The sequence below is a fragment of the Bacillus changyiensis genome (genome assembly GCF_027706145.1).
GTDB classification, from domain to species: domain Bacteria; phylum Bacillota; class Bacilli; order Bacillales; family Bacillaceae; genus Bacillus; species Bacillus changyiensis.
Genome location: NZ_JAQFWW010000002.1, coordinates 317,539 through 342,961, shown reverse-complemented (window position 1 = coordinate 342,961; position 25,423 = coordinate 317,539). Strand labels below are relative to the sequence as shown.

Below are 25,423 nucleotides of genomic sequence, written 5' to 3'. Positions count from 1 at the left end.
ACAATGTTACTTTTGTGAATCAATATTGCGTGTCAAAACTTTGTCAATTAAGCCGTATTCTTTTGCTTCTTCTGCTGTTTTAAAGTTATCACGGTCGGTATCGCGTTCAATCACTTCAAGTGGCTGTCCTGTACGCTCAGCAAGAATCTTATTCAGCTTGTCACGTAATGACAGGATGCGTTTTGCCGCAATTTCAATTTCAGTTGCTTGCCCTTGAGCACCGCCAAGCGGTTGGTGAATCATGACTTCACTGTTTGGAAGGGCATAACGTTTGCCTTTTTCACCAGCAGCCAAAAGGAATGCACCCATGGATGCTGCCATTCCAGTACAGATCGTAGAGACTTGCGGCTTAATAAACTGCATCGTATCATAAATTGCCATACCTGCTGTAATCGAGCCGCCTGGACTGTTAATGTAAATACTAATATCTTTTTCAGGGTCTTCCGCTTCAAGGAACAACAGTTGTGATACAATGGAGTTCGCAACATTGTCATCAATTGCCGATCCGAGCATGATGATACGGTCTTTCAATAAGCGAGAATAAATGTCATACGCCCTTTCCCCGCGATTCGTCTGTTCAATGACTGTAGGTATTAAATTCATAATACTCCTCCTTCACCTTAAAAGGTAAGTATGTAATTTAATCATACATTTTTGGTCAATAAAGGTCAAACAAAAAGCAATCTCTTTGCTAAGGTTTATCTTTCCCATTTTCAAAGGACTTCAAACAGAAGCTGTAAAATATGTGAAGGTACGTTGTTTATTCTTCATATGACTGACCAACGTAAATTATGAATTGACTTTTTAAGGAACACCCTTTATAATATAAATTGCTGACGTTTAAATTATGATTATGCGCTCGTAGCTCAGTTGGATAGAGCGGTGGTTTCCGGTACCACGTCTGCCGGGGGTTCGAATCCCTCCGAGCGCGTTTATATGCTTTTAGACCGTACAGTGGTACGGAATGGTTCAAACGGAAACGAACTAGAGAAAAATGTGACCGACCATAATTTGGTTTGCGTCATCTAAAACGAATAAACGCAATCTCGTGGATAAATATCTGCGAGGTTTTTTTTATGTGGCAAACTCATATGCTCATCAGAGATTTTCACCCCGCATTTTATTCACCTATGCACAGAACATCAACCATTTCTTCACAACCTCTCTCATATTTTTCAGTTCAATTATTTTGAGAACGAATTTTAAAAATACCCTCTATTTATCCTACTCAAATTAACAATACCAAAACTTTTTAAAAAGTTCTTAGTTCGCTGAAAATATAAAAATTTTTATAATGTATTAAAAACTTTAGTATTATTGCCGATATGTGCTAAGTAGTAAATTTGCTTATAAGAAGGAGTGGTTTTTTTGAAAAAATGGTTTATGATGTTTTTGTTATTGATCATTTCAATGTCTCAGTCGTTTCAAACAGTAAGTGCAGCTGAAGTAAAAAAATGGGAAGAAAAAGCAAAAATGCCTGAAGCTCGTATCAATGCAGGTAGTGCTGTTGTTGATGGGAAGGTATACATCATTGGGGGAGCAGGCACTAAAAAATCTAGTGAAAATCAAACATTTATGTATGATCCAAAAACGAATGAATGGACAAGAAAAGCTGATATGCCTACTTTAAGATCTAGTGTAAAAACCGTTACGATTGGTCATAAAATTTATGTGCTCGGTGGAAGATCAGAAAAAGGGATTGGAGTCAACACACTAGAAGTATATGATACAAAAACAGACACATGGGAAAAGATGGAGGATATTCCTTTTGTATCACCATATAGTCCAGAGTATTTATATGTAGGTGCGATTGGAAAGAAAATATATGTAGTTGGATTTGATTTTGCATTGGGGACTATTCCAGCTTTGAAGAAAAATACCTATAGTTATGATACTGAAGAAAAAAAATGGGAAGAAAAAAAGGGACAAAATTTTCCTTATCACGTATGGAAAGGAAATTCAGTTGTATTAAATAATAAATTATATGTTTTTAGTGGGCATAATTACTCGTTGAAAGAAGTGTATGAGTATGATCCAGTTAAGGATAACTGGTCAGCGAAAAAGGGAGGATATATAAGAGAAGCACCTTCGTCTGTTGTGTATAATGGAAAAATTTTAATGACAGGAGAAGCTAAACAAATTGTTGTTTATGATCCAAAAACTGAAACAAATACGAGGATACCAGTTCCTCAAGCAAATTATGGAAGGAAGGGACATTCGGCTGTCATCGTTGATGATACTCTCTACCTTATAGGTGGAACAATAGAACATGGTGAAGGTGCAAACGATAATTACCACACAACCATTGCACTTTCATTAAAAGATTTAGGTATTCAACCAGACAGTAATACAGGAGATAAAGATGATAAAACCACAACATCTCCTGAAAGTGGCAATGATAAAGATAAAAACACTGATGCCAAAGATAAGCCGACCGATGAAAAGCAACCTTCTGATGCCAAAGATAAGCCGACTGATGAAAAGCAACCTTCTGATGACGGGGACGCTCTTCTTGTAATCACAATGGTTGGGGGTCTGCAGAAGGAATATCAACTTTCCATGAAGGAAGTCAATGACTTTATCAAATGGTATGAAACACGTGATCGAGGAGAAGGAAAAGGCTTTTATGCAATTGATGAACATGACAACAATAAAGGTCCATTTGAAAGCAAAAAGGATTATGTTGTGTTTAAGAATATTTTAATGTTTGAAGTCAACAAATATAAGTAAGATTTCCAGCGTTATAATAAGTATCCCCATCAGGTAGACGGTTCAAAAATGCCTCTACTTTAACTTTGAGGGGATTATTATTGATTATGTAGTTGGGATTGTTAATTGTCGTAAAGGTTACGAATACTCAAACGAGTTTAATTCGGTTAGGTTTCCGGTACCACGTCTGCCGGGGGTTCGAATCCCTCCGAGCGCGTTTATAAAAAAGACAAGGGTTTTGGCAAGCTGCCGCCCTTGTCTTTTTTGTCATATTCCTCTCTATAATTGATATCCAGACTAATAGAAATAACACTTCAACATCAAATTTAAACAAAGGTGGTCCTTAACTGATAGTTAGGGGTCGAATTAGTGATCACCGTCATATGGCATAACCACCTCTATTGAAAGTATCAACAGTTGTGACCTACATGTTTCTCAGACGAAAAAATGTTCGCTTTTTATTGACCAAAACAAGAAGAAGATCTTTAGTCATCAGTTTTCTAACTAAATCTTCAAATAAACGTTTCTCAGGCATGAGTTCCTATATAACGGGGCTCATGCTTTTTTATTTTTCCAACCTTTGTATTTAAATATGTATATTTCAAAAATGCATGTAAAAAATATGTCATAACACCATGTATTTTAATCCAAAAAAGGAGTGTTAAAATGCAATACCCTTTAAATGTTACTTCTGAAATTGGGGAATTAAAAACAGTTTTGCTTAAACGTCCAGGTGGCGAACTTGAAAATTTAACACCTGATACATTAGAAGTGCTGTTGTTTGATGATATCCCATATTTGCCGGCTATTCAGCAAGAACACGATTATTTTGCCAATGCTCTTAGAAATAGAGGGGTTGAGGTGGTTTATTTAGATACGCTTGTCACGGAATCATTAGCAAAAGAAGATGTTCGAAAACAGATGATCAACGATTTTTTAGTGGAAAGCAGGGTAAACGAAACAGGATCATTTGACATTATAAATGAATATTTAACAAGTTTGCCTAAGGATAGATTAGTGAAGGTGATGATGGAAGGTCTTCGAAAAACAGAACTGCCTAATGAATCAAAGAAGTTTTTGCATGAACTGATAGATGACCATGAACCATTTTATTTACACCCTATGCCAAATCTCTACTTTACACGCGATCCCGCAGCTATCATTGGTAATGGCGTGTCTTTAAATAGAATGAACAGAAGAGCGAGAAGAAGAGAGTCTTTATTTATGAAGTATATTATGAATCATCACCCACGGTTTGCGGCTCATGATATTCCGTTTTGGTTTAATCGAGAAGGTGCTTACTCTATTGAAGGTGGGGATGAGCTTGTTCTTAGTCATGATACAGTAGCTATCGGTATTAGTGCGAGAACAACTGCACAGGCTATTGAAAGCTTAGCATTGAAATTATTTGCAGGAAATAAACATTATAAAAAAATTGTGGCTGTCGAAATCCATAAATCACGTGCATTTATGCACCTTGATACCGTATTTACCATGGTAGACCATGATAAATTTACTGTTCATCCAGGAATTTTAGGTCCTGAGGGTGAAATGAACACATTTATTTTGGAAAGAGGAGAAAACGACGGTGAGTTAACGATTCATCGCCGCTCAAATATCATTCAGACATTAAAAGAAGTGCTGAATTTAAAAGAAGTCACCTTAATTCCATGTGGTGGTGGTGATAGTATTACAGCGGCCCGGGAGCAATGGAATGATGGAAGCAACACATTGGCAATTTCTCCAGGAGTGGTCATCACCTATGACCGAAACTATGTCTCAAATGACCTAATGCGACAACATGGTGTTGAAGTGATTGAGGTATTAAGTAGTGAGCTTGCACGTGGGCGTGGAGGTCCTCGTTGTATGAGTATGCCGCTTTATCGAAATGATTTGTAATTTTTTGTATGAATGTAGTAACTATCAAAATCTGGGAGGTTTAGGAAGATGGCATTTAATTTAAAGAACCGACATTTTTTAACTCTAAAGGATTTTACACCGCAGGAAATCGATTTTTTAATTGAGCAGTCGATTGAATTTAAACGATTAAAATACGCAGGTATTCCACATCAAGTGTTGGCGGGAAAAAACATTGCGCTATTATTTGAGAAACCTTCAACACGGACACGTTGTGCTTTTACAGTAGCATGTATCGATTTGGGTGCACATCCAGAATATTTAGGAAAAGGCGATATTCAATTTGGGAAAAAGGAATCGAATCGTGATACTGCCATCGTCTTAGGGAGAATGTTTGATGGTATTGAATTCCGCGGGTTTAAGCATGAAACTGTAGAGGCTTTAGCAAAGTATGCAGGTGTTCCTGTATGGAATGGGTTAACAGATATGTTCCATCCAACACAAATTTTAGCTGACTTTATGACCATTAAAGAAAAGCTTGGTTATCTGAAAGGTATTAAGTTTGCATATGTTGGTGATGCAAGGAACAACATGGGGAACTCACTCATGATAGGCTCGGCTAAAATGGGAATCGATTTCCGCGCTGTTAGTCCTAAAGAACTTTTTCCGAATCAGGAACTTGTTGACTATGCAAAGGGTGTAGCACGTGAAACTGGTGCCACTATTACGATAACCGATGATGTTGCCGAAGGTGTCAAAGATGTAGATGTGATCTACACAGATGTTTGGGTTTCTATGGGAGAAGAAGATCAATTTAAAGAAAGAATTGATTTGTTGAAAAAATATCAAGTCAATCAGCAAATGATGAATATGACAGGAAAAGACCATACATTATTTATGCATTGTTTACCAGCCTTTCATGATTTAGAAACACAGGTCGGTAGAGAAATCCATGAAAAATTTGGGCTGGATGCAATGGAAGTGACTGATGAAGTTTTTCAATCAAAAAACAGTGTTGTCTTTGATGAAGCTGAAAATCGGATGCATACGATCAAAGCTGTTATGGCAGCAACACTTTCATAACAACATGAGAAATTGTAAATGTCAGTTCTGCCTCTAAAGGCAGTCTGACATTTATATTCATTAAGGGAGGTCATATATCATGGCAGAAAACGAAAAAAAACTTGGGTTAGCTGCCTTAATCGCTTTAGTTGTAGGCTCCATGATTGGTGGAGGAGCTTTTAATATAGCAACAGATATGGCGGGTGGGGCCGGAGCAGGTGCCATTATCATCGGCTGGATTATTACGGGAATCGGAATGATTGCCTTAGGTTTTTCTTTTCAAAACTTAACCAATAAACGACCGGATTTAGAAGGCGGAATTTTTAGTTATGCTAAAGCTGGATTCGGAAATTATTGGGGTTTTAATTCTGCTTGGGGTTATTGGTTATCTGCATGGCTGGGAAATGTAGCATATGCCACATTACTATTTAGTGCTCTCGGCTATTTCATTCCGGTCTTTAATGGTGGGAATGTACAATCGATTATTGGTGCTTCAATTCTTTTATGGGTCGTCCATTTCTTATTACTACGAGGCGTGCAATCAGCTGCCTTGGTGAACTTAGTTGTCACCATTGCCAAATTGGTTCCAATATTCCTGTTTATTATTCTTGGAATTTTTGCTTTTAATATTGATCAATTTTCCTTTGAATTCTGGGGTGAAAAAGGATTTGATTTTTCAGATGTATTGAATCAGACAAAAAGTACGATGTTAGTGACATTATGGGTATTTATTGGGATAGAAGGTGCAGTTGTACTCTCAAGTCGCGCTAAAGAAAAAAGAGATGTAGGTAAAGCAACAATCATTGGTCTATTGTCCACATTAATCATTTACGTTCTCATTTCACTGCTATCAATTGGCATTATGCCTCGTGATGCACTGGCTGGATTAAATAGTCCGTCAATGGCTTATGTGTTAGAAGAGGTTGTCGGTAAATGGGGAGCAACCCTTGTTAATTTAGGATTAGTGATTTCCGTACTTGGAGCTTGGTTAGGCTGGACACTCCTCGCTGCAGAATTACCATATATCGCTGCTAAAGATGGCATACTTCCAAAAATGTTTGCGAAAGAGAACAAAAATAATGCACCTGTCAACTCATTAATCATGACAAATGTATTGATTCAAATATTTTTGCTCACATTTTTAGTTTCAGAAGAGCCGTATAATTTCGCTTTTTCAATGGCCAGCTCAACCATTCTCATCCCATATTTATTTTCTGCCCTCTATCAGATGAAATATAGTATACAGAAAAAAGAAACGAAGCATGTTGTCATTGGTTTAATTGCAGCAATTTATGGGGTTTGGTTATTGTATGCTGCTGGACTTAGTTATTTAGTACTGACATCTGTTTTATATTCTTTGGGTATTTTCGTCTATGCTTATGCTCAAAGAGAAAATAATCGGAAGGCATTTAATGGACTGGAGATGACATGGGCAGTTATTTTTATCATCACTGCAGTAGTCGCAATTTTTATGTTGTCAACAGGAAATATCAGCATATAGAAATCAAGGAGGATACATCGTGTCAAAAACAATTGTTTTAGCACTAGGCGGAAATGCAATTCAAACAGGGAATGGAGCAACTGCAGAAGATCAAAAGCAAGCTTGTTCTCAAACCGCAAAACAGCTTGTAGAATTGATTAAAGAAGGTCATCGACTTGTACTTACCCATGGAAATGGACCGCAAGTCGGAAATATTGTGCTTCAGCAGCAAATGAGTCAGAGTGAGACTCTTCCGGCTATGCCGCTTGATACGTGTGGTGCAATGAGCCAAGGAATGATTGGCTATTGGTTACAAAACGCCATTTATGAGGTATTAAAAGAAAACAATATAAAGAAAAATGTTGTATCATTGGTCACCCAAGTGCTTGTGGACAGCCATGACCCAGCATTTGAAAATCCGACAAAACCCATTGGCTCTTTTTTTACAAAAGAAGAGGCTGATCGCTTAGCAGAAACAAATGGTTATAAGATGATAGAAGATTCGGGCCGTGGTTATCGTCGTGTCGTTCCATCACCTCAGCCGATTGATATTTTAGAAAAAGAAGCGATTAATGATTTGTTGGCAAAGGATCACCTTATTATTGCAGGCGGTGGTGGTGGAATTCCAGTCTCTCAAAAAGGGAATCAACTTGAAGGGATCGAAGCCGTCATTGACAAAGATTTTGCATCCGAAAAATTAGCGGAAATGATAGATGCAGATATGTTGTTAATTTTAACTGGTGTTGAAAACATCGCAATTAACTTTGGAAAAGAGAATGAAAAAAAATTAACTCATATTTCGGCAGCGGAAGCAAAACAATATATGGAAGAAGGGCATTTTCCACCAGGGAGTATGCTTCCAAAAGTAAAAGCAGCCTTACAATTTGTAGAATCAAAAAATGAACGTAAATCAATCGTTACTTCTTTAGAGCACGCTTATGAAGCCATACAAGGTAAAAAAGGAACAGTGATCGAGGCATAGGACGAATGAACCGGGTCGTGTAAAAGACCCGGTTTTTTTCAAAAATCTGTTTTGAAAATATGCTGTCTGTATTGTTCCGCACCTTGAGCTAATTGCTCTTCACCGGCTGTATTTGTATTGAAAAAAACAAATGGTGGTCGGTAATTCGTCCCAATAAAGTTGCTTGTAGCCTGAAAAGGTTTTAACAGTTCACTGATGGAATAATGATTGGAACCTCCGGCTTGATAGACTTCTGCAGGCCCCCCTGTAGAAGTAGCAACCATAAAATCTTTGCCGCGAAGTGCTGTTCCGTTTGTTCCGTATGCCCAATCGTAAAGGAGGACATGATCAAACCATTTTTTTAAGAGTGGTGGAGAACTGTACCAATAAAGAGGGAATTGAAAGACAAGTCTGTCATGTTCTTCACAAAGCCGTTGTTCTTTTTCTACATCAATGATCTCGTCTGGGTATTCTTTATACATGTCACGAAAAGTGATATAAGGTTCGTCTTTCAACTTATCTTTAAAATATTTGTTAACAACAGACTGTTCCATATGAGGGTGATAGGCAGATACCAATATGTTCACTTCGATCACCTACTTTCCATTTTATCCAATTTTAAATCATGCAGTGTGATGGATTCAATAAAAAAGCTTCTATTTAAAAGGTTAGAGGTGGAGAGGTTTTGTCGAGTTTCTTCAATTATATATACCCAGAAATAAAAAGTCTTTATCCGCAGTTGCGTTAAAGACTAGAATTAATCGTTTTTTTGAGTAGTGTTATTATGTGTTTTTTGTTTTATGTAGAAAATGTTTTACTTCTTGAATAGTTAGTCCTAGTTCTTTTGCTTCATTCATTAATGATCTCCACTCACCAATATTTGTTTGGGTAAGTTCTCTACTCCGATAAAGAATTCGCTCTTTTCTTTTTTGTTTGAGTCGATGTGTAAATTGGAACAGTTCTTCCTGATTCATTCCGGCTTGAACGGCCTGCAATAGATGGGTTCTCCATTCATCTTCATGTTCAGACCGCTTATAAAGAATCACCTCAGTATCAAACAGTTCTTTTAAATCTATTTTAAGCGCTCGAGAAATTTTTTTGAGAAACTCGATAGAAGGGTTTTTGTGGACCCCACGTTCAATTTTACTTAAATAAGATTTTGAGACGCCTGCTATATCAGCAAGCTGGTTTATGGAGTATCCGTTTCTTTTTCGGTACATTCGAATCACTTTGCCAATCATGCTCATCCTCCCCCTTCCCCCTGCTAGTCGAATTTAAACGCTTTCTTGTTCATTATAAGAAATAAATCGTTCTTTATAAAATTCAAAAATGTAAGATAGGAACAGAAAATGAAAGGAAACGAACGATTTTGTTCGTTAAAGAGAACCATATCGCATATTTCAGCATTTTTCAAGCCGATTAATTTCTTTTATAATCCAATCATTAACAAGCGGCATTTTCCTGAGGAGGCAGTCATGAAAGAAAATTTCAACTTTAGAGAATTGGTTGCAATATTAAGAAAAAGAACCGTTCTTATTCTTGTTTTGACAATAGGTGTAACATTAATTAGCGGAATTATTCAGTTCTTTATGCTGACACCAATCTATCAGGCTTCAACCCAAATATTAGTACACCAAGTGGGCGAGAAAAAGGGGAATGCCACGTTTAGTGATATTCAAATCAACCTTCAGTATACGAGGACGTTCCAAGCGCTTATGAAAAACCCTGTCATCTTGGAACGGGTAAGGGATGAACTTGATTTAAAAGAATCAATTGGCAGTTTAAGTGGGAAAATTATGACAAGCACTGAAAGTGAGTCAGAGATTATTAATATCTCGGTTCAGGATGAAAACCAGAAAAAAGCGGCTGAAATTGCGAACACGCTAACAGCTGTCCTAAAAAAAGAGATTAAACAAATTATGAAAACCGATCGGATCACCGTTCTTTCAAAAGCAGATGTTGTTGAAGCACCAACTCCAGTTAAACCAAACTATAAATTGAATATATTACTGTCATTTGGAGCTGCATTGATGACTGGTATTGCCTTAGCGTTTTTCCTTGACTTTATCGATGATACGGTGGCAAGGCCTTCACAAGTTGAGAAAGAAGCCGGCTTCATTTATTTAGGAAGTATAGAACAATTGAAAAATAATAACAGCGGTTTCGGCGATGATCACAATTCGAACATGCGTATGAAATCGGGAAGGAGTGAGCCTTTTGGGTCATAGAAAAAAGCGTTCTCGAGAATATGATTCAGCACTTGTCGCTTTACATCAGCCTCATTCGCCAATTGTTGAACAATATCGGACAATTCGGACAAACATTGAATTCTCTTCTTTTGAAAAGCCTTTCAGATCATTGCTCATCACTTCAGGGCTACCAGGGGAAGGGAAATCGTTTTCTGCTGCTAATTTGGCAGTTGTTTTCTCACAACAGGAGAAAAAGGTTTTGCTTATCGATGCTGATTTAAGAAAACCTGCAACCCATAAAATTTTTCATCTTGATAATCGATTTGGTGTAACAAATATCTTGATGGGGAAATCTTGTTTAGACCATGTTGTACAGCATAGTGAGGCGGAAAATCTCGATATATTAACAAGCGGTCCAATTCCGCCAAACCCAGCAGAGCTTCTTTCCTCACAGGCAATGGAAGAACTATTAAAAGAGGCGAACGAGCAATATGATCTTGTGCTTTTAGATTCTCCTCCACTTTTGCCAGTTGCTGATACACAAATTTTGGCAAATTATGTTGATGGAAGTATTCTTGTCATCTTAAGTGGAAAGACAAAGTTGGACAATGCGCTCAAATCAAGAGAGATTTTAAGCTCTTCTAAAAGTGAGCTATTGGGAGCTGTATTAAATGGACGGAAAGTGAAGAAAGCTCGCCAATATAATAGCTATAAATAGTGCAACTGGACAAGCACGAATGGTGATGTCTCTTTACCTTTATCAATAGAGGCACTCGGCTCTACTGTGGGTAGTTTTATTTGGCCGCCTTAGATGCAAGTCGTCGTTGGTGGAGCGTGAGGAAGGGTTAGATGCCCTCTTTATCCATGTGCTTTCTAACATCGGGTACCCAATGATCGTATCTTTTTAGCTTATGGGATTTTGCTAGAAAGATCCTATTAGCTAGAAAGATACATAGGAGGTTAGTTAAATGACATATCGAAGAAGACTATCCATGATAACCGCACTCGATTCATATTTGATTTTGCTGTCTATTTTTATTGGATACCAGTTAATTTTGCCATCATATGCATTATATCCTTCTGAAATGATACTGGTCACCTCATTTATTTTATTGTTTGGACAGCATGTATTTGCTCATTGTTTTCATCTTTATAAAAAAGTGTGGGAATATGCCAGTGTTGGGGAATTATACGTTTTATTAAAATCGATCACTTTATCACATCTCGTAACAGCTATTATTGAGCTATGTATCTTTCAAAACGTGCCGGTCCGCCTTTTATGTGTAAGTTGGATTTTCCAACTTATGTTAATTGGTGGGTCGCGGATGATGTGGAGAATCATCAGGGAACACGTGAACAAACGAAACAAGGAAGCGACTAGAGCGCTGATCATTGGGGCAGGAGCAGCCGGTAGTTTGATTGTTAAGCAGTTATTACAGAAACACGAATTGGATATTGAACCAGTTGCCTTTATTGATGATGATACAACGAAACATCGGCTTGAAATCATGGGGGTTCCCGTTTTTGGTGGAAAGGAAAAGATTACGCAGGCCGTCAAACAATTGAATATCGATATGATCATTATTGCTATTCCGTCCTTGAGCGTTGCTCAACTTCAAGAGATGTACAAAGCTTGTGCGAAAACGGGAGTAAAAACGCAAATCATGCCAAAAATTGATGAGATTTTGCTTGGTAGACAGTCTGTTGGTCAACTCCGTGATGTCAAAGCAGAGGATCTTCTTGGAAGAGAGCCCGTTCAGCTTGATACGAGCGAAATTTCGAATACTGTTAAAGACCGTGTCGTCCTTGTTACAGGAGCGGGTGGTTCAATTGGTTCGGAAATCTGTCGGCAAATTAGCAAATTTAAACCCAAATCCATTATTCTCGTTGGCCATGGTGAAAACAGCATTCATTCCATTTTACTTGAACTGCAAGATAAGTTTGGGAAAAATATAAACTATTATCCAGAAATTGCAGATATTCAAGATAGAAAGAAAATGTTTTTACTAATGGAACGTTATAGACCGAATGTTATTTATCATGCAGCTGCACATAAGCATGTTCCATTAATGGAAAAATGTCCGCGGGAAGCCATCAAAAATAATATTCTCGGTACTAGGAATGTCGCGGAAGCTGCTGATGAAAACGGAGTGGAAACATTTGTATTGATCTCCTCAGATAAAGCAGTTAATCCTGCCAATATTATGGGAGCGACAAAACGATTTGCCGAAATGTTGATTATGAATCTTGGTAAAACAAGCAATACCAAGTTTGTCGCTGTTCGATTTGGAAATGTTCTCGGAAGCAGGGGAAGCGTTATTCCAATATTTAAAAAGCAAATTGCCAAAGGTGGTCCAGTAACGGTCACACACCAAGATATGACCCGCTATTTTATGACCATTCCAGAAGCTTCAAGACTGGTTATTCAAGCTGGGGCCCTTGCAAAAGGTAGACAGATTTTTGTGCTTGATATGGGAGAACCAGTTAAAATTGTTGATCTTGCCAAAAATCTCATTCAGTTGTCAGGTTATACGATAGATCAGATCAAAATAGAATTTACGGGTATTCGACCTGGTGAAAAAATGTATGAAGAACTATTGAATCAAAATGAAATTCTAGCGGAACAAGTTTTTCCAAAAATCCATATTGGTAAGGCGATAGACATTGAATGGACGACTTTAAAGACATTTATGGAAGAATTCATGGATTTTCCAGAACATGAGCTAAGAGAGCGTTTATTCAGAGCAATTGGACATCAAGAGAAAAAATTGGTGACAGCGCACTAGGGGGATGAGCATGACAAAAACAGTTTTGTTTTGCGCAACAGTAGACTATCATTTTAAAGCGTTTCATCTACCATATTTAAAATGGTTTAAAGATCAGGGCTGGAATGTTCATGTGGCAGCTCAAGGCAATATCTCTCTTCCCTTTGTCGATCGAAAATTTGATATTGCAATTGAGCGCTCTCCTTTTCATCCTAACAATATAACGGCATATCGCGATCTGCTGCGTATTATCAATGAGAATCACTACGACATTATCCATTGTCATACACCAATGGGCGGGGTTTTGGCTCGTCTTGCTGCCCGCAAACAAAGAAGACGGGGGACAAAAGTAATTTATACCGCCCATGGTTTTCATTTTTGCCAAGGTGCACCATTAAAAAATTGGCTGTTATACTACCCGATTGAAAAAGTGCTGTCTTTTTTGACTGACTGTCTGATTACAATCAATGAAGAAGATTATCAGCTTGGAAAAGCTTTGCGAAAAAAGATGCGAACCGAAAAAATACATGGTATTGGAGTAAATACCACGCAGTTTCAGCCAGTTGATGAAGAAGAAAAAGCCCGGCTTAGACAGAAATATAACCTTAAAGACAACGATTTTATTCTCATCTATCCAGCAGAATTGAATCCTAACAAAAACCAAGCGTTTTTAATTGAAACAGTTGCACGGTTGCATAGAGATATGCCAAATATAAAGCTTGTCTTGGCCGGAAAAGGACTGATGGAAGAAGAATACCGCCGCTTGACAGAACAAAAAGGAATCGCTTCACACGTTCTGTTTGCAGGATTTCAAAAAGAGATTCATGAATGGATCAAACTTGCTGATGTATCTGTTGCTTCAAGTATTAGGGAAGGTCTTGGGATGAATCTGCTGGAAGGCATGGCAGCTGGAAAACCGGCTGTAGCAACAGACAACCGTGGTCATCGTGAAGTGATTGAAGAAGGAGTAAACGGTTTTCTTATTTCACAAGGAGATACTAAACTTTTTAGCGATCGGCTTTTGAGTCTCTATCATTCTCTTCAATTGCGGAAACAAATGGGGGAAGCTGGACGAAGCACAGCGGCAATCTTTTCTGAGTCATGTACAGTAAAAGAGATGGCCCATATCTACACGTCTTTCATGAATGAAGAAACAACTGCAAAGAGGAGGCTGGAAGGATGACAGGCAGACAAAAACCAAAGGTTTCTGTGATTATGGGGGTCTTCAATTGTGAAGACACGCTTGCTGAAAGCATTGAATCCGTTTTGAAGCAAACCTATCGGAACTGGGAATTGATCATTTGTGATGATGCTTCAACAGATCAAACATATCAAATTGCCAGTCGGTATGCTGACCAATATCGGGACAAGATTAAGCTGATCCGAAATAAAAAAAACATGCGGCTTGCGGCTTCGTTAAATCACTGTCTCAAGTATGCAGATGGAACATACATTGCACGTCAAGATGGTGATGATCTTTCATTAGCCAAACGTTTTGAAAAACAAGTCGCATTTCTGGAGTCGCAACCCCATTATCAAGTTGTCGGAAGTGGAATGATTGCTTTTGATGAAAATGGGATCAGAGGTGTCAGGACGTTGCCTTCTTCACCAAGTCCAGCCATTATGGCAAAAGGAACACCTTTTTGCCATGCGACGATTATGATGAGAGCGGAAGCTTATCAGAAACTGAAAGGTTACCGTGTATGCCGAAGGACAAGGAGAATGGAAGATATCGACTTGTGGATCCGATTTTTTGAAGCTGGATTTAGGGGTTATAATCTCCAAGAAGCTTTATATAAAGTAAGGGAAGATGAATCAGCATTTAAACGACGGAAGTTCAGCTATTCGATTGATAATGCTCTACTAGTCTTTCAGGCTTGTAGACGACTAAAATTGCCGCTCTATCACTATGTATATATGATGAAGCCGATTATCAGAGGGTTCATACCTCATTTTATCATGAACAAATATCATAAAAAGAGATTGATGAATCAAGGTGGAGGGGTCGTAAAACATGAATGACAGCGGGAGACCAAAACGGGTGCTTCACATCGTCAGTGGAATGAACCGCGGCGGAGCAGAAACGATGATTATGAATATGTATCGTCACACAGATCGGCGCCATGTTCAATTTGACTTTATATCCCATCGGGAAGAGACGTGTGATTATGATCCGGAAATCATTTCCCTTGGGGGCCGCGTATTTTTTGTGCCAAGCATTGGTCAAGCAGGGATCAGGGCTTACATTAAAAACATGAAGAATATTTTAATTGAGAAAGGCCCATTTTCGGCTGTTCATGCTCATACCGATTTTCAGACCGGTTTTGCAGCTTTGGCTGCCAAACTTGCCGGTGTTCCGGTTCGTATTTGCCATTCCCACAACACAGCATGGAAGCCGAATCCGCGTTTTTTGGATACGATACAGCTGCATGTGTTTCGTCGTCTCATTCTTGCATGTTCAACAGCACTATGTGCTTGTGGTGAAGAAGCAGGAAGTTTTTTATTCGGTAAAAAAAAGATGGATGGAAACGGAGTGCATCTTTTACAAAACGGGATTGATCTTCAACAGTTCAAAGAGGCGAACGACTGTATTAAGACGGATATTAAAAAGAAGTTTGCTATTCAAGAAGATTCATTGATTATCGGACATGTTGGTCGCTTTTATGAACAAAAAAATCACACTTTTTTGCTTGAACTCGCAGTTTGTTTAAAGAAGGCAGGTAGACCCTTTCAGCTTGTGTTTGCGGGTGATGGACCACTGCGTCAACAGATAGAAGAAAAAGTCCGTAATCTTGGATTAACAAACGAAATCATTTTTCTCGGCGTTGTTGAAGACATACCTGCTCTCATGCAGACATTTGATGTATTTGTGATGCCATCTTTTTTTGAAGGACTCCCGCTTGTTCTCGTTGAAGCACAGGCTTCAGGTCTCCCTTGTGTCATCTCAGACAGAATCACTCAGGAAACAGATTTAGATCTTGGGTTAGTGAGCCACATCAGTCTTGAAGCAGGAGTAGAACGCTGGGTCGAAGAAATAAACCATGCTAGTGACAAGGAAAGGCCGGCATGGTCAAAGATTCAAGAAACACTAACAAATAGAGGCTATGATGCGAAGGCCAACTTAACAAGACTTATGAATATTTATTCGATTTCTGGTGCAGAAGGACAATAATATGACTATATATATCGTGAATTTAGGTGTCGTTTTTGTTTGGTCATGGTTTGCAAAAATGTATGGAAGAGAAGATTTATCAGTGCCAACAGGCTATCGGCCGAATCCGCTTTTAGCCGTTGTACCGCTGGCTTCCTTAATAATTGTTGCCGGACTCAGATACAAAGTCGGTACAGACTATCATACGTATATGTTGCTTTATGAATTGGCGGGTAAACACGAAAGTATTTGGGATATTTTTGGTTTCGGTTCAGCTAAAGCAACAACAGATCCTGGATTTACTGCGTTTTTATGGATCTTGAACAAAATAACCGCTGATCCGCAAATCATGTTTGCCTCTGTAGCTTGTATTACATATATTTTCATTGTTAAGACGCTTTATGATTACGGAAGACCATTTGAATTAAGTATGTTTTTGTTTATTGGGATGTTTCACTACTATGCATCATTCAATGGAATTCGTCAGTATATGGTGGCAGCGATCCTGTTTTGGGCAGTCCGTTATATTATTAACGGCAACTTCCTGAGATACACAGTCATTGTCCTAATTTGTTCACTGTTTCATTCGTCAGCTTTAATTATGATTCCGATCTATTTCGTTGTCAGAAGAAAAGCGTGGTCACCAGTTCTCTGGTGTCTCACTTTTTTATTTCTAGGGGGAACATTTTTGTATCAAAAATTTCTCTCGGTGTTTCTTGTCGTTCTGGAGAACAGTTCATACGGACACTATGAAGATTGGCTGTCGAAAGGTTCAAATGGGATGAATATCATTAAAATTGCTGTTCTTTTCCTGCCGCTTTTGCTCGCTTTTTTCTCCAGACATCAATTGCGGCAACGCTGGCCTGAGATTGATTATATTGTCAACCTTTGTCTCATCGGCTTTTTGTTCGGTTTATTAGCGACAAAGGATGTGATTTTTGCAAGATTCAATATCTATTTTGGACTTTTTCAAATGATTCTCGTTCCTTATTTTGTTCGAATATATGAACCGAAGTCGAATGCGCTTTTATATGTTTTAATTGTGATCTGTTATTTCTTTTACAGTTTTAGTCTCATACCATTTGATTCTGCAGTGCTACCATACCGAACCATTTTTGAACGTTAAAAATGTCGACAAAGGAGTAATCTTAGTGGAAAACCCAGCAGTTAGTTTACTGGTCGCAGTATATAATACAGAAGCTTTTTTGCCGAACTGTTTACAGTCTTTGCTCAATCAGACTTTGAAAAATATTGAAATAATCATTGTGAATGACGGTTCGACTGACGGAAGTCAAAAGATTATCGATGATTTTGCTAAAAAAGACAGCCGAATAAAAATAATCGTTCAGGAAAATCAAGGTTTAGGTGCTGTGCGGAATAAAGGAATAGAGGCGGCCTCAGGTGAATACGTCGCTTTTATTGATTCCGACGACTGGATTGAACCGGATTATTGCGAAGCGATGTATGAGAAAGCCAAGCTAGGCGAAGCCGACCTTGTCCTATGTGATTATGCTGTTGAAATTGAGGATACAAATAAAACAGTCTATCCGGAAGTTGGAAAAGCATATGAGAAAAAACCAACAGCTGAATTAATTGCTGATTTGTTGAAAGGTAAGGTTAGCGGTTTTTCCTGGAATAAGCTTTACAGTAGAGACTTAATTAAGCGACATCACCTCACATTTCCACTGAGGGATGAATTGGAAAATATTGAAGATCAATATTTCAGTTTTAGATGCTTGCTGTTTGCGAATCATGTGACATTTGTAACAAAACCACTCTACCATTACAGAGTTCATTTATCATCGATTGTCCAAAAGTATCAGAAAGGGCTGTTTCAAAACGGATTGACTCTTTATGAAGCAAACTTTGATTGTTTGACAAAGCATGGAAAACTATCACCTTTTCATGAAGCACTGCAAGTTTTTATGATCAATCATGGTTGCAACAGTATTTTGAATGAGTGTAAAAGTCAAAACAAAAGCCCTTTGACAGAAAAATATAAAAATGTTAGCCGTATTTGTGCCTGCACAGAATTCAGAAGGAAGATTCCAACAATCCAACCGACAACTTTTGATGCGAAGAAAAGGTTGCTTCTGATGCTGATACGGTTGCGATTCACCCCAGCTGTATATGGGTTCGCAGCGATTTATCAAAAAATGATAGAGTACAGAATGAAGAAATAGGCGGTGAAAAAATGAGCTTTAACGAATTAAAAATCAATCTTGTGGAATGGCTTTTGTTAAAAGTGAAATATCCGTCTGAATATATGATGGGGACACCTGGTTTAAATCGTTTTGATCAGTATAAAGACAAGAAGAAAATCATTCTGACATTAATCCCTTCTCATGATAATTTAGGAGACCATGCCATTGCATTGGCAAGCAAAACATTTGCAGAAACAGAGTTTCCTGATTTTGAAATTATTGAGATTGCGATTAATGATATTTATAAACATGCAAAAGCATTGCGTCGTATCCGCCATCCAGAGGATATGGTATTTATCATCGGCGGTGGAAATATGGGTGATTTGTATAGAAATGAAGAATGGACGCGGCGCTTTATTATGAAGAAGTTTAAGCATTATAAAATTGTACAGCTGCCTGCTACTGCCCACTTTTCACAAACACGTAAAGGCCAAAAAGAATTAAAAAGAGCGCAAAAAATATACAATGCTCACCCACAGCTATTGTTGATGGCACGTGATGAGACAACTTATCAGTTTATGGAGAAGCATTTTCCGAACAAAACCATCATCAAGCAACCTGATATGGTTCTGTATTTAAAGAAAGAGCAACAATGTGAGAGAACGGGTGTATTAGTTTGTTTAAGAGATGATAAAGAGAGTTTTCTTAAAAAGGAAGAGCGCCAACTATTGCAAACAGTCATTCGTGCTGAATATCGTGAGATGTCAACCTTTACAACGACGATCGGAAAAAGAGTCAGCCGCTTTTCGCGCGAAAAGGAGCTGAATAAACTCTGGGATAAGCTGAGAAATGCAGAGGTTGTCATTACTGACAGACTGCATGGCATGATTTTTTGTGCTATTACAGGTACGCCATGTGTTGTCATCCGTTCCTTTGATCATAAAGTACTTGAAGGGTTTAGCTGGTTAAAAGAAAACCCCAATATCAAAATGGTCGAAAATCCAGAAACATCAGAAGTGATCAATGCGATTAATGAACTGATGAAAAACGATTCAAATCATGAAGAAATCCCGTCAAGGGAGCATTATTTTACAGATTTGAAACGAAAGATTTTAGGTGATGCTGAATGAAGCCGTTTGTCAGCATTATTGTACCGATGTACAATGTCGAGAATTACATTGAAGAATGTGTCGATTCATTGCTCAAACAGACATTAAAAAATATTGAGATCATTCTTGTTGATGACGGTTCTCCAGATCGATCCGGGGAAATCGCTAGGCAGTACTGTGAGAAGGACAAAAGAGTCAAAGTGATCCATAAGAAAAATGGCGGGCTCAGCTCAGCCAGAAATGCCGGTCTTAAAGCGGCTACAGGAGATTATATCGGTTTTGTTGATGGTGATGATTTTGTTGCTGATGTGATGTTTAACGAGATGTACATCACTGCGAAACAAGATGATCTCGATATCGTGATGTGCGGCTATTATAAACATTCGGACAAAGGTGGTCAGTATTTTCCACCGACTTTACCGAAAGATCGCGTATTGTTGAGACAAGACTTAAAGCAAGAACTGAAAAGAGCTCATGAAACCCAGTTTATCTGGTATGTTTGGCGTAACTTATACAGACGTGAGCTTTTGCGCGACAATGAGCTCTATTTTTGTGAGGATATTCGTTTTGCTGAGGATTCACCATTTAATCTGTATGCTTTCTATGCAGCAAAACGGGTCAAGGCGATTGATGCAGGTTATTACATGTACAGATGGAATCCGCAAAGCTTAACAGAGGTTCCTTATAAACCGTATATGGATGAAAACCTGATCAGACAGTACCGTGCGAAAAAACGATTTTATGAGACATTCCAGTTGGTAGAGGAATGTGAGGAAGACTTGCAAACCTACATCTGCAAGCATCAAATTCCAATGTTAATCGCCAACGCCTGTGCTGGACAGAAGCCTTCAAAACAAATACGACGCCATATTAAAGAAATTTTGACTTATCCGATGGTACAGTCGTCATTGAAAAAGACGTCTATTCAGAATGACAAGCTTTTATCCGGCCAACGGCTTGTTTTATTGTTATGCAAACTAAATGTTCCGATTATGCTTGAATTCTTTTTTAAACGAAAAATTGCCCAGTAAGGGATGAGCCTCTTGAATAAGAAATTTGTCTTAAACCTAGGCGCCAATATGGTGTCGTTTTTATTATCCGTGCTTTTCTCAATGTGGCTGACTCCGTTTGTTATTCAACACCTCGGGGTTGAAGCATTTGGATTTGTTACGTTAACGCAAAATATGATCAACTATTTTTCGGTAATAACGGTTGCCCTCAGTGCGGTTGTCGTCAGATTTTTTTCCGTTTCGGCCCACAGAGGGGAGTTTGATGAAGCGAGAGGATATATGAATACTTTTATGATTTCATCTTTTATCCTTTCACTGATATTGCTTTTGCCAATTTTAGCGATGATCGGGTTTGTCGATCAGATCATTCAAGTCCCTGCTGCTCTCTTAGGAGATGTACAAATTGCATTAATCATTGGGGCGCTACTCTTTTTGTTAACTTTTTTTATGTCTGGTTTTTCCGCTGGACCATTTTTTGCTAATAAAATTTATATTACAAGCACAATCCAAGCTGTGCAAATGATGGTTCGCGTATTATGTGTTGTCTGCATATTTTCATGGTTCACACCGAGAATTTGGTATATTCAGTTTGCAACATTGATCGCTGTTGCTTCAGCATGTATGTTGTCGATTTTTTTCTTTAAAAAGTTGATACCTTGGTATACGTTTCGTATGAAGGATATGTCTTTAACAAAATGTAAAAAACTGCTCCGCTTAGGAGGGTGGAGCTCAGTTAACCAAGTTGGGATTCTATTATTTTTGCAGATTGATTTGATGGTGGCCAATGTCATGTTGGGCGTGTCAGAGTCTGGGAGGTATGCGGCGATTATTCAGTTTCCACTGTTATTACGGACACTGTCAAGTACACTTGCTGCCGTATTCTCGCCGACGATTACGCTCTATTATTCAAAGGGTAACAAAGAGGGGCTTGTCCGTTATGCCAATCAGGCCGTCAGATTTAACGGAATGGTGCTCGCTTTGCCAGCAGCACTGCTAGGTGGCTTGGCTGGACCATTTTTGACCATCTGGCTTGGCCCATCATTTGAGCATCTAAAATGGCTTTTATTGATACATGCCGGCTATTTAGTTCTTTGTTTAAGTCCGTCCCCGCTGTTTTACATTTTTACATCTTACAACAAACTGAGAACCCCGGCACTGGCAACGGTAGCATTCGGTGTTGTCAATTTGTTACTCGCCATTGTCTTGAGCGGTCCTGCGGGTCTTGGGCTCTATGGGATAGCTATTAGTGGCGCTATTGCTTTAATGTTGAAAAACGTGTTTTTTACCCCGATCTATACATCAAAAATAACGGGTGAGAGAAAACGAGTTTTCTATAAAGGGATATATGCACCGCTTGCTGGAGCTTCATTTGCTTTAGCTATTTGTTACACAATCGAATTCTTTTTTACGGTTAACAGCATGTTTACTCTATTGTTAACGGCATTGATCGTTTCCGTTGCGTATATATTGTTTGTGTATGGTGTCATTTGTACAAAAGAAGAGCGGCAGGAGATCTTCGTTTGGTTGCAAAAGCTTTGGTCTTCGGCATCAGTTCCTTTTCAGAAAGGTTTTTTTAAATAGCAGAAAGGGGTACGGTTTTTGTGAAAGTTAAACGACTTTTTGATCTTGTATCAGCGTTAGTTCTTCTAGTTGTTCTCAGTCCTGCGATGATGTTAACAGCTTGTCTTATCAAATGGAAAATCGGTTCTCCTGTCCTTTTTCGCCAAGTTCGTCCCGGTTTGGATGGTAACCCATTTACTTTATATAAATTTAGAACAATGACTGATGAAAGAGACAAGGCGGGAAATCTACTCAGTGATGAAAAGCGGATGACAAGAACGGGTAAGCTGATCAGAAAAACAAGCCTGGATGAACTACCACAGTTGTTAAACGTCATTAAAGGTGACTTAAGTCTTGTCGGCCCGCGCCCGCTTTTAATGGAATATGTTCCTCTTTATACAAAAAAACAATGGAGGCGGCATGAGGTCAGACCAGGTATTACGGGTTGGGCGCAAATTAATGGAAGAAATAAAGTGACATGGGAGGAAAAGTTTGAACTCGATGTCTGGTATGTTGATCACCGGTCTTTTTTTCTAGATCTTAAAATTCTGTTTTTAACAGTAGTAAAAGTGCTGAAGTCTGATGGCATCAGCCAAGATCAGCATGTGACAGTTGAAAAATTTACAGGGAGAAGGAATGCTTAAATGCGAAAAGTGGTGGTGATCGGAGATGGTGGTCATGGCAAGGTGATTCGGGAGGTCATTGAAGAACTGCATGACACTGAGCTTGTCGGGATTCTTGATGACAAGTTTGTCAACCTCCATGTTGAAAACAACCTCTATAAAGGACCTTCAAGTGCCGCAATAGAGCTCTTTCAAGCTCTCCCAGATGTTCAATTTATTCTAGGTGTCGGTGCTAACACTGTGAGAAAACAGCTGTTTGAGCGTCTCGGTCTTCCACTCGAAAGTTATACGATACTTGTTCATCCATCTGCGGTGATCAGCAAATCGGCACAGATTCAAAACGGAACAGTCGTGATGGCCGCGAGTGTTGTCCAAGCTGATACCCATATTGGTGCTCACAGTATCATCAATACCGGTGTCATTGTTGAACATGACAATCAAATTGGTGACTATGTTCACCTTTCACCAGGAACGGTTTTAACCGGAGGGGTTAAAGTGAAGGCAAGTGCACATGTTGGTGCAGGAACGGTCGTGATTCCAGGAAAAACGATTGGTTGCCGGAGCATAACGGGGGCAGGAGCAACAGTCATCAATGATATTCCAGATGATACAACTGCTGTCGGAATACCTGCTAGAATCATCAAAAACAGCATAAAAGGGTGAAAACAATGAGTCAAAAGAAGCGAATTTTTTTATCACCGCCACATATGAGCGGAGAGGAAGAGCGTTATATTGCCGAAGCATTTCGAACAAACTGGATTGCTCCCCTTGGCCCGCTTGTTAATACATTTGAAGAAAAACTGGCTGATTATGTAGGAACAGCTGGAGCAGCTGCCGTCAGCTCAGGGACTGCTGCAATTCACCTTGCACTCAAACTATTGGGAGTTACAAAAGGTGACACAGTATTTTGTTCTGCTTTTACATTTGTAGCTAGTGCAAATCCTGTCTTATATGAACAAGCAAGACCGGTTTTTATCGATTCTGAAAGACATACTTGGAACATGTCTCCACAAGCACTTGAGCGCGCATTGGACGAAGCTGAACGAAACAGAAACCTTCCAAAAGCCGTCATTGTTGTCAATTTATATGGTCAAAGTGCAAAAATGGACGAGATCCTTGCTATTTGTGATCAATATGCTGTGCCTGTGATTGAGGATGCGGCCGAATCGCTTGGTTCTGTCTACAAAGGCAAAAAGAGTGGAGCTTTTGGTCGATTTGGTATTTATTCATTTAACGGTAATAAAATTATTACGACTTCAGGCGGGGGAATGCTTGTTAGTGATGATGAAGATGCCTTGAAAAAGGCTCGGTTTTTAGCAACACAAGCCCGTGAGCCAGCGGTTCACTATCAGCATGAAAAAGCCGGCTACAATTATCGGATGAGTAATGTTCTGGCTGGAATTGGGGTTGCTCAGCTTGCCGTTTTGGATGACAGAGTAAACGCACGGCGTGCTGTTTTTCAACGATATCAAGAAGCGCTTTCTGAAATCGATGGAATCGAGTTTATGCCTGAACAAGGAATGTCAAACCGTTGGTTAACGACCTTAACTTTTGATCAGAAAAAGATGAAAACGACACCAGGAGAAATCATTGAAGCACTTGCCAACGAAAACATTGAAGCGCGGCCACTGTGGAAACCATTGCATAGACAACCGCTCTTTCAAGATGCCGTTTTTTATCCACATCATGAAGATGACTCTGTTTGTGATGATTTATTTGCGAGAGGTCTCTGTCTGCCTTCAGGTTCCAGTTTAACAAAAGAAGAACAAGACCGAATTATTCAAATGCTTGTTCAGCAAATTCAATATCAATGAGAGGTAGGCGTATACATGGCTAAAACTTATTCTATGGACAGTTTAAAAGAAAAGCTTGGAGAATTGTTAGATGCTATTCCAAAGGGTTCATCAGTAGTTTATTTAGATTATCCTCTGTATGGGAATGTAGGGGATCTTCTGATTATGAAAGGTACGGAAGCTTTTTTTCAAAACTATGGGATCAAAGTGCGTGAAAGGTGGAACGCTGAAAATTTCATTCCGGGCCGAAAGATTGATAAAGATGTGATCATTGTCTGTCAAGGCGGCGGTAATTTTGGTGATTTATATCCGCATTTTCAGCAGTTTAGAGAACTTGTCATCAAGCATTATCCCGAAAATCGAATTGTCATTTTGCCGCAATCGATTTATTATGAAAATGAAGAGCATATCAAGATGTCTAAGCATATATTAGAATCCCATCCCGACCTGTATTTATTCACGAGGGAATTAGCATCATTCCAATTTGCAAATGAACATTTCCAAGAAGTAAAACATATTAGGATGATGCCTGATATGGCTCATCAGCTGTGGCCGATTGAACCAACTGAAAAACCTTTAGCTCCTGTTTTACGATTAATCAGAACAGATAAAGAAGCAAACAGCAGTTTACAAAACGAAAGTGAACAAGATACATATGACTGGAACGTAATCTTATCAGATCGTGATAAACGTGGAATTAAACGATTACAGACATTAAACATGCTCAATAAAAAGGTGGGAAATCTGCTGCCAATCGCGTCTTATTGGAAACGTTACTCCGATTATCTCGTCACAAAATCGATCGGCTTTTTCAGCCGCTATGAATCTGTTGAGACATCAAGGTTACACGGTCATATTTTATCGTGTTTGTTGCAAAAGGAAAATGTCGTGATTGATAATTCATATGGGAAAAATGCAAACTATTACAATACATGGATGAAGGATATTCCATACACAAAGCTCATCCAACATCAAACAGAAAAAGAGCCGGCTGTTCAAAGATAACAGCC

23 protein-coding genes and 1 tRNA gene are annotated in these 25,423 nt (G+C 38.8%); 21 read left to right on the top strand and 3 right to left on the bottom strand.

Annotation, left to right across the window (positions count from 1 at the left end):
• Positions 1-6 precede the first annotated feature (6 nt).
• Positions 7-603 (bottom strand): ATP-dependent Clp endopeptidase proteolytic subunit ClpP, encoded by a 597-nt coding sequence (gene clpP / locus PDT38_RS09010; protein WP_270800677.1) that lies wholly within the window; start codon positions 601-603, stop codon positions 7-9.
• 252 nt (positions 604-855) lie between these two features.
• Between clpP and PDT38_RS09005 the strand changes: the two genes are divergently transcribed.
• The 6 genes from PDT38_RS09005 to arcC all read left to right on the top strand — a co-directional run bounded on the left by PDT38_RS09005 (position 856) and on the right by arcC (position 8,090).
• Positions 856-931 (top strand) — tRNA-Arg (locus PDT38_RS09005).
• A 437-nt stretch (positions 932-1,368) separates the two neighbouring features.
• Positions 1,369-2,730 carry a Kelch repeat-containing protein gene (locus PDT38_RS09000; protein WP_270800676.1) on the top strand — a complete coding sequence of 454 codons (1,362 nt, stop codon included), beginning with the start codon at positions 1,369-1,371 and terminating at the stop codon, positions 2,728-2,730.
• A 645-nt stretch (positions 2,731-3,375) separates the two neighbouring features.
• Positions 3,376-4,608 (top strand): arginine deiminase, encoded by a 1,233-nt coding sequence (gene arcA, locus PDT38_RS08995; protein WP_270800674.1) that lies wholly within the window; start codon positions 3,376-3,378, stop codon positions 4,606-4,608.
• Positions 4,609-4,656: 48 nt separating this feature from the next.
• Positions 4,657-5,649 carry an ornithine carbamoyltransferase gene (gene argF / locus PDT38_RS08990; RefSeq protein ID WP_270800673.1) on the top strand — a complete coding sequence of 331 codons (993 nt, stop codon included), beginning with the start codon at positions 4,657-4,659 and terminating at the stop codon, positions 5,647-5,649.
• A 79-nt stretch (positions 5,650-5,728) separates the two neighbouring features.
• Entirely contained in the window at positions 5,729-7,129 is a 1,401-nt protein-coding gene (gene arcD / locus PDT38_RS08985) for an arginine-ornithine antiporter (RefSeq protein WP_270800671.1), read from the top strand.
• A gap of 16 nt (positions 7,130-7,145) precedes the next feature.
• A complete protein-coding gene (gene arcC, locus PDT38_RS08980) occupies positions 7,146-8,090 on the top strand; it encodes a carbamate kinase (RefSeq protein WP_270801707.1) in 945 nt (314 codons plus the stop codon).
• A 38-nt stretch (positions 8,091-8,128) separates the two neighbouring features.
• Here the strand turns inward: arcC and PDT38_RS08975 are convergent, their stop codons facing one another.
• Both PDT38_RS08975 and slrR read right to left on the bottom strand, forming a co-directional pair.
• Positions 8,129-8,656, bottom strand: a complete 528-nt coding sequence (locus tag PDT38_RS08975) for an NAD(P)H-dependent oxidoreductase (protein WP_270800670.1) — start codon at positions 8,654-8,656, stop codon at positions 8,129-8,131.
• A gap of 195 nt (positions 8,657-8,851) precedes the next feature.
• Positions 8,852-9,310 carry an HTH-type transcriptional regulator SlrR gene (slrR, locus tag PDT38_RS08970; protein ID WP_270801704.1) on the bottom strand — a complete coding sequence of 153 codons (459 nt, stop codon included), beginning with the start codon at positions 9,308-9,310 and terminating at the stop codon, positions 8,852-8,854.
• A 234-nt stretch (positions 9,311-9,544) separates the two neighbouring features.
• Between slrR and PDT38_RS08965 the strand changes: the two genes are divergently transcribed.
• The 15 genes from PDT38_RS08965 (at position 9,545) to PDT38_RS08895 (ending at position 25,418) form a co-directional block, all read left to right on the top strand.
• On the top strand, positions 9,545-10,297 hold the full coding sequence (locus PDT38_RS08965; protein WP_270800668.1) for a YveK family protein: 753 nt from the start codon (positions 9,545-9,547) through the stop codon (positions 10,295-10,297).
• Entirely contained in the window at positions 10,287-10,976 is a 690-nt protein-coding gene (locus PDT38_RS08960) for a CpsD/CapB family tyrosine-protein kinase (RefSeq protein WP_270800666.1), read from the top strand. Before PDT38_RS08965 ends, PDT38_RS08960 begins: the two co-directional genes overlap by 11 nt.
• Positions 10,977-11,226: 250 nt before the next feature.
• The gene (locus PDT38_RS08955) at positions 11,227-13,044 is read left to right on the top strand and encodes a polysaccharide biosynthesis protein (RefSeq protein ID WP_270800664.1); all 1,818 of its coding nucleotides are present in this window, start codon (positions 11,227-11,229) and stop codon (positions 13,042-13,044) included.
• A 10-nt stretch (positions 13,045-13,054) separates the two neighbouring features.
• Positions 13,055-14,206: a glycosyltransferase family 4 protein gene (locus tag PDT38_RS08950; RefSeq protein WP_270800662.1), complete on the top strand. Its 1,152-nt coding sequence runs from the start codon at positions 13,055-13,057 to the stop codon at positions 14,204-14,206.
• Positions 14,203-15,045, top strand: coding sequence for a glycosyltransferase family 2 protein (locus tag PDT38_RS08945; RefSeq protein WP_270800661.1), 843 nt, complete (start codon positions 14,203-14,205; stop codon positions 15,043-15,045). Before PDT38_RS08950 ends, PDT38_RS08945 begins: the two co-directional genes overlap by 4 nt.
• Entirely contained in the window at positions 15,038-16,195 is a 1,158-nt protein-coding gene (locus PDT38_RS08940) for a glycosyltransferase family 1 protein (protein ID WP_270800659.1), read from the top strand. Before PDT38_RS08945 ends, PDT38_RS08940 begins: the two co-directional genes overlap by 8 nt.
• 1 nt (position 16,196) lies before the next feature.
• Positions 16,197-17,300 carry an EpsG family protein gene (locus tag PDT38_RS08935; protein WP_270800657.1) on the top strand — a complete coding sequence of 368 codons (1,104 nt, stop codon included), beginning with the start codon at positions 16,197-16,199 and terminating at the stop codon, positions 17,298-17,300.
• Between the two features lie 25 nt (positions 17,301-17,325).
• Positions 17,326-18,357, top strand: coding sequence for a glycosyltransferase family 2 protein (locus PDT38_RS08930; RefSeq protein WP_270800655.1), 1,032 nt, complete (start codon positions 17,326-17,328; stop codon positions 18,355-18,357).
• A gap of 11 nt (positions 18,358-18,368) precedes the next feature.
• Positions 18,369-19,448, top strand: a complete 1,080-nt coding sequence (locus PDT38_RS08925) for a polysaccharide pyruvyl transferase family protein (RefSeq protein WP_270800653.1) — start codon at positions 18,369-18,371, stop codon at positions 19,446-19,448.
• Positions 19,445-20,458, top strand: coding sequence for a glycosyltransferase (locus PDT38_RS08920; protein ID WP_270800652.1), 1,014 nt, complete (start codon positions 19,445-19,447; stop codon positions 20,456-20,458). Before PDT38_RS08925 ends, PDT38_RS08920 begins: the two co-directional genes overlap by 4 nt.
• 3 nt (positions 20,459-20,461) lie before the next feature.
• On the top strand, positions 20,462-22,018 hold the full coding sequence (locus PDT38_RS08915; RefSeq protein WP_270800651.1) for an MATE family efflux transporter: 1,557 nt from the start codon (positions 20,462-20,464) through the stop codon (positions 22,016-22,018).
• A gap of 20 nt (positions 22,019-22,038) precedes the next feature.
• The gene (locus PDT38_RS08910; RefSeq protein WP_270800649.1) at positions 22,039-22,641 is read left to right on the top strand and encodes a sugar transferase; all 603 of its coding nucleotides are present in this window, start codon (positions 22,039-22,041) and stop codon (positions 22,639-22,641) included.
• Positions 22,642-23,283, top strand: coding sequence for an acetyltransferase (locus PDT38_RS08905; RefSeq protein WP_270800647.1), 642 nt, complete (start codon positions 22,642-22,644; stop codon positions 23,281-23,283).
• A 5-nt stretch (positions 23,284-23,288) separates the two neighbouring features.
• Positions 23,289-24,434, top strand: coding sequence for a DegT/DnrJ/EryC1/StrS family aminotransferase (locus tag PDT38_RS08900; RefSeq protein ID WP_270800646.1), 1,146 nt, complete (start codon positions 23,289-23,291; stop codon positions 24,432-24,434).
• Positions 24,435-24,449: 15 nt separating this feature from the next.
• A complete protein-coding gene (locus PDT38_RS08895; RefSeq protein ID WP_270800645.1) occupies positions 24,450-25,418 on the top strand; it encodes a polysaccharide pyruvyl transferase family protein in 969 nt (322 codons plus the stop codon).
• The last annotated feature ends 5 nt before the right edge of the window (positions 25,419-25,423 follow it).

Excerpts from the sequence above, each read along its gene's own strand:
- arcD (WP_270800671.1), top strand. The coding sequence starts at position 5,729 with ATGGCAGAAAACGAAAAAAAACTTGGGTTAGCTGCCTTAATCGCTTTA.
- PDT38_RS08935 (WP_270800657.1), top strand. The coding sequence starts at position 16,197 with ATGACTATATATATCGTGAATTTAGGTGTCGTTTTTGTTTGGTCATGG.
- PDT38_RS08965 (WP_270800668.1), top strand. The coding sequence starts at position 9,545 with ATGAAAGAAAATTTCAACTTTAGAGAATTGGTTGCAATATTAAGAAAA.
- PDT38_RS08905 (WP_270800647.1), top strand. The coding sequence starts at position 22,642 with ATGCGAAAAGTGGTGGTGATCGGAGATGGTGGTCATGGCAAGGTGATT.
- clpP (WP_270800677.1), bottom strand. The coding sequence starts at position 603 with ATGAATTTAATACCTACAGTCATTGAACAGACGAATCGCGGGGAAAGG.
- PDT38_RS08920 (WP_270800652.1), top strand. The coding sequence starts at position 19,445 with ATGAAGCCGTTTGTCAGCATTATTGTACCGATGTACAATGTCGAGAAT.
- arcA (WP_270800674.1), top strand. The coding sequence starts at position 3,376 with ATGCAATACCCTTTAAATGTTACTTCTGAAATTGGGGAATTAAAAACA.
- PDT38_RS08915 (WP_270800651.1), top strand. The coding sequence starts at position 20,462 with ATGAGCCTCTTGAATAAGAAATTTGTCTTAAACCTAGGCGCCAATATG.
- PDT38_RS08945 (WP_270800661.1), top strand. The coding sequence starts at position 14,203 with ATGACAGGCAGACAAAAACCAAAGGTTTCTGTGATTATGGGGGTCTTC.
- PDT38_RS08940 (WP_270800659.1), top strand. The coding sequence starts at position 15,038 with ATGAATGACAGCGGGAGACCAAAACGGGTGCTTCACATCGTCAGTGGA.
- argF (WP_270800673.1), top strand. The coding sequence starts at position 4,657 with ATGGCATTTAATTTAAAGAACCGACATTTTTTAACTCTAAAGGATTTT.
- PDT38_RS08950 (WP_270800662.1), top strand. The coding sequence starts at position 13,055 with ATGACAAAAACAGTTTTGTTTTGCGCAACAGTAGACTATCATTTTAAA.
- slrR (WP_270801704.1), bottom strand. The coding sequence starts at position 9,310 with ATGATTGGCAAAGTGATTCGAATGTACCGAAAAAGAAACGGATACTCC.
- PDT38_RS08955 (WP_270800664.1), top strand. The coding sequence starts at position 11,227 with ATGACATATCGAAGAAGACTATCCATGATAACCGCACTCGATTCATAT.
- PDT38_RS08900 (WP_270800646.1), top strand. The coding sequence starts at position 23,289 with ATGAGTCAAAAGAAGCGAATTTTTTTATCACCGCCACATATGAGCGGA.
- PDT38_RS08895 (WP_270800645.1), top strand. The coding sequence starts at position 24,450 with ATGGCTAAAACTTATTCTATGGACAGTTTAAAAGAAAAGCTTGGAGAA.
- PDT38_RS08925 (WP_270800653.1), top strand. The coding sequence starts at position 18,369 with ATGAGCTTTAACGAATTAAAAATCAATCTTGTGGAATGGCTTTTGTTA.